We start from the raw sequence: 4,966 nt of genomic DNA on the forward strand, positions 1-4,966 counted from the left end.
AAGTTACTCATTTATGGTCAACTTTTTCCAGGACAAGACACTAAGGTTAGAGCCAGAAAACAATTCACCAATATTAACTACAATTCCAGCCACAGCTTACTTAGAAGTAATTGATGAGAATGGACCTGAGCAAACTATCTCAGGAAAGAAGGCAAAATGGTTTAAAGTAAATTACGATGGGAAAACAGGTTGGGCTTGGGGAGGTTTAATTAAAAGGGTAAAATAAAGTTTCTACAGCCAGCACACATAAATACTCCAAAGTAGGTAACCTAGACCTCCACGAAGGATTAACTGAAAAACTAATAAAATCTGCCCTTTTTGAAACGAACCTTGATAAAGGGCGAAATAAAGCGTTTTAAGGAAGTCATCCCTTTACCTTAGATTGTATGCTTTGCTACAAATATCACCTCTAACAACCCTTAAAATGACTAATATCAACTATTACAGCGTACATCAATAGCCTGAAGAGGAACATTAAACAGATTGAACCTTTCTGTAGCTCCAAAAACATTTAAACCCAGAGACAATGGAAAACAATAAAAAAGAAGAAACACCTGACGAAGAACAAGATCAAGACAGCGGCTTAGGTAACATCACTGAAAAAGAGTTCATGCGAGACATGGTGAACCTTCACCTTCCAGAAGCCGACCTTATCGGAGACGATAACAACGATGAGTATCTAAAAAAACTGTACGGGGAGGATTTCCTGGAGGGATTGGATTTAGAGGACGACGACTCAGAATAGGAGTAGCCTGTATATTTTAAGCAAACTATAATCTACTTTGTATATGAAGCAGTTTCATCTTAAGTGTGCTCTTAAAAGGAGCAATAACACTAGAACCATCAAGATCATCTTGTTATCTTCTTCAAAGAGTTAACGGTTTCGTTAACGGAAAATAAAAAAAGCCTTAATACGTATTGTATTAAGGCTTCTAGGTAGCGGGAACAGGACTCGAACCTGTGACCTTTGGGTTATGAGCCCAACGAGCTACCAACTGCTCCATCCCGCACTGTTATTATGATACAAAAGTAGGGTATTAATATTTACCATGCAAGCGCATGCACTAAAAAACATTAAAAATATTGTTAAATTTTAAAAATTATTGGTTATACCAAAGTGTATCTTGGAATACTTAAACGATAGTGGTTGCGCATCAGATTTCCCAAGCGAGTACACCAACTGAAAGATACCAGCCCCTGTGCTAAAACTTATACCGCCGCCTATACCCATAGGCATCTCTTGAGCAAAAGACTTCTCTAAATCGCTTCGGTAGTAGCCCTGGTCGTAGAACAAGAGCACATACGAATCTTGGGCCGTAAACAGGCGGTACTCTATGGTGCCAATAGCGTAGGAGGAGGCATAGAAAAAATAGTCGTCGAAGCCACGGAGGGAGGCAAGACCGCCAATGCGGTACATATCGTTCAATAAAATCTGGTCGTTCAGCAGCGCCTCACCCCGTACCCTTGCTAGCAAAGCACTGTTTTTGCCTAGCCTAAAGAAGTTCTCTAATCGCAGCCCCATACTCAACTGTGTTGTTTTCATCTCTAGGGTATCGTAAAAGCTTTTCTCCAGTTCTGCATTTCGCAGCAGTTTTTTACTGCCTGCAGCCAACTGTAGCTCCACCAACCTGCCGCGCCTAGGAAAGTAAAAGTCATCGAGGTTGTTCCAGAGATAATTTAAACCATAAGTATTCGTGTGAGCATCAGCAAGGTCGAGGTTGCGCAGGCTTTGCGCGTTGGCTGCTGCTAATGTTCGAGAGTTACGCCACTCAGTAAATACGCTGAACTTGCCATACTTAATGGTGTTATAAGCCAACTGCAGGCGCGGCTGCACAGTTATAAAAGAAGAATCCTGTTTCAGCAAACCAAATTTAGCACCCAATTCGAACGGTGTACCGAGCAGGTTAGGGTGCAGGTATTCACCGTTTAGGATAACGGAGCCGCGGTTTACCCGCCGCCATTGCACTCCCAGTTGCTTACCCGAGCCTTTTATGTTGCGGATGTTCAGATTTGCTTCGCCCGTAATCAACAGTTTGTTCCCGTTGGGGCGGCTTGGGTCTGGCAGAAAGCCTACCACACCATCTATCTGGTTCGTCTGCCTATCTTCCAGAAAATAGTAAACAGTGGCTTTATCGCGGAGGAAACGCACTTGCGGCGGACGCGTCATTTTGATGTAGGGCAACTGCGTGAGCATGCGCCGAGAATCATTTACCTGCTCCTGGTTGTATGGCTGCCCTGGGTAAAGCTGCAGGTAGCGCATCAGGAACTTTGGCTGCGTTTTGCTGCTGCCCATCACCTGCACCGAATCGTAGGTCACCAGAAAGGCTTTCTCCACCATCAGCGCCGCCTCAATCTGGTTGCCATTTATATTAACAGAGTCGAGCCAGACGGAAGCGAAAGGATAACCATGCTGCTCGGCATACTCCAGAATACGCTGTTGCAGCCGCACAGACTCGGCAGGCTTGAACGGAGCATTATGGTAAAATTTTTCTCTAAAACCAGACTCTATTAAAATGCCTTCGCTCAGATTGCCGTTTCGCAGCTTCGCCCATTTAAACTGCTGCCCTACATATAGTTTCACGTGGAGCGTATCGCGCCGACTATACATGCTGTCAGCCGAAGCCAGCAAATAAGCATCCTGCTGCAGCTGAAATACTAGCGACTGCACCTCTTTCTGTGCCTCCACCGAATCGGGCACCGAAACACGGTAGTTATACTTGGCTATAATCGCTTTGTCATCCGCAGAAGAAGTATACACCCGCAGCACCACCTTACGAACAGCAGGAGGGGGCACAGCTGCAGTCGTTTTCACCTGGGCCTCGGCACAAAGCAGGCTCAGGAGCAAACACAACAATAATGCAGCTATTTTATACATACATTTGCAGTGGATAATAATGTGCTAATTCTTGTAATGTGATGATGTGTTAAGTAAAAGGATACAAGTATTGAAACGCAAGGCTTTTTACTTAATCTCATATCAAACTATAGTTGTTGGCGAGCCCACACAACAACGGCGATCTTATTACAGAAGTATGCTGAATTATTACAGCCTTGCATATGAAACAGTATATAGCTCAAGTAAAACTAGTAATAAGATGTAAAGGTAAGCTTCATAAACAAAAGCAAAACTTAAAGTATAGAAACCAACAACAGTTGAACAATTTCGCCCATTAAAACATTACCTCATTAGCATATTTACTAATTAGCACATTAACCCTTGGCTGGCATATACCTTCACATTCCGTTCTGCAAAAAAGCATGTCATTACTGCGATTTCCACTTCAGCACCTCTATGGGCCTAAAAGAGGAGATGGTGCAGGCGATTGTGCGTGAGCTGGAGCTTCGGCAAGATTACCTGCAGGGGCAGCACGTGCAAACTGTTTACTTCGGAGGCGGCACACCATCGCTGCTGAACCAACAGGAACTGCAACTGCTGCTGGCAACAATCAAAAGCCTGTTTATAGTTTCGGATGATGTCGAAATTACGCTCGAAGCCAATCCTGATGACTTAACGCCGCAGAAACTACAGGAATTGCGCGCCGCAGGTATAAACCGCCTGAGCATCGGGCTGCAATCGTTCCACGGGCCGCACCTGCAGCTCATGAACCGTGCCCATACAGCAGCAGAAAGCTTAAGATGCGTGCAGGATGCACAGGCAGCGGGCTTCGGCAACATCACTGTAGATTTGATTTACGGTATACCTGCACCCGACCATAGCCTCTGGCACCAGGACCTGGCGACGCTGTTTTCGCTGGGCGTGCAGCACGCTTCCTGCTACGCTCTCACTATAGAGCCCGATACTGTTTTCGGCCGCTGGAGCACCAAAGGCAAATTTAAAGCGCCAGACGATGAGTTCACCGCACAGCAGTTTGAGACGCTACTGGAACAGATGCAGCAGCATGGATTTGAGCAGTATGAAATATCAAATTTCTGCCAGCCAGGCTACGAATCAAAGCACAACGGCAATTACTGGCGCGGTGTGCACTACTTGGGTGTTGGTCCTAGTGCGCACTCTTTCAACGGCCACTCAAGGCAGTATAATGTAGCGCACAACAAGAAGTACATAGATGCACTGAAGCAGGACCAGGTACCATTTGAGGTGGAAGAACTCACGCTGGCAGATCAGGCAAACGACCACCTGCTTACCACCCTCCGCACCAGCTGGGGCTGCGACCTGCATAAACTAGAGCAGGATTTCAAGTACAGCATCCGCGAAGCTCACGCAGGTTATTTGCAGGAGCTGCAGGGGAAAGGTTTAGCAATCATAAAAAACGAGGTGCTATACCTAACAGATAAAGGAAAGCTATTGGCCGACCAGATAACACTGGAGCTTTTTATAGAAAAAGTTGAAAAGGCCTGATTATCACACTCAACAGCAAACATAACTCCTAAAAGCCAAATTGCCACTTCAGGCAGTTTGGCTTTTTCATTTTCTTCAATCGTTTAATTTGCAGGACTCATTTCTTCTAACAAGAACTCCCACCATCTCTTCATTAGCAGCAAGCATAGCGGCCATAAAACTATCTCTACTGATTGGCTTAACAGAATGCAGACACGTGCTTAGCCTGTAGACTACTGCCCTTAGAATATTTTTATCTAACCATCTTAAGTTTTTCAAAACTCACACCTGAACCTCGGTTAGATTCTTTTCAAATTACCTTCGGCTTTAGACTCTGCTGGTTGTAGTGCAACTTGAACTATACCAATAAATCTCTCTGTGACAACATCAATAAGAATTTCAATATCTGGCATAACAATTTGAAAATACTGCCGTAATTGAGCACTCATATTCACAATCTCACTTATACCACTTTTTGAAAGAGTAGCTATACTTAATGTTATGAAAGTAATATTACGCTTTATAATATTATATAAGGGCAACAACACAAAACCGTCTAATAATTAGGCACATACAAATTATATAAAAAAATTTGGTTGTGGTTTAGAATGTATGATGTAGGAATAA

The 4,966-nt window shown here is 44.1% G+C and carries 4 protein-coding genes and 1 tRNA gene; 3 read left to right on the forward strand and 2 right to left on the reverse strand.

Annotated features, from left to right (window positions below):
- A partial coding sequence (locus LN893_RS20160) for an SH3 domain-containing protein (RefSeq protein ID WP_229973202.1) occupies positions 1 to 226 on the forward strand: 226 nt, incomplete at its 5' end.
- Between the two features lie 300 nt (positions 227 to 526).
- Complete coding sequence (locus LN893_RS20165) at positions 527 to 745, forward strand: hypothetical protein (RefSeq protein WP_229973204.1); 219 nt, start codon at positions 527 to 529, stop codon at positions 743 to 745.
- A 192-nt stretch (positions 746 to 937) separates the two neighbouring features.
- Here the strand turns inward: LN893_RS20165 and LN893_RS20170 are convergent.
- A tRNA-Met gene (locus tag LN893_RS20170) sits at positions 938 to 1,010 on the reverse strand.
- Between the two features lie 83 nt (positions 1,011 to 1,093).
- Complete coding sequence (locus LN893_RS20175; protein ID WP_229973206.1) at positions 1,094 to 2,875, reverse strand: BamA/TamA family outer membrane protein; 1,782 nt, start codon at positions 2,873 to 2,875, stop codon at positions 1,094 to 1,096.
- A gap of 342 nt (positions 2,876 to 3,217) precedes the next feature.
- On the opposite strand from LN893_RS20175, the gene hemW reads away from it, so the two are divergent.
- The gene (hemW, locus tag LN893_RS20180; RefSeq protein ID WP_229973208.1) at positions 3,218 to 4,360 is read left to right on the forward strand and encodes a radical SAM family heme chaperone HemW; all 1,143 of its coding nucleotides are present in this window, start codon (positions 3,218 to 3,220) and stop codon (positions 4,358 to 4,360) included.
- Positions 4,361 to 4,966 lie beyond the last annotated feature (606 nt).

Source organism: Pontibacter harenae, from assembly GCF_020907245.1.
In the GTDB taxonomy this organism is placed as follows: Bacteria; Bacteroidota; Bacteroidia; order Cytophagales; family Hymenobacteraceae; genus Pontibacter; species Pontibacter harenae.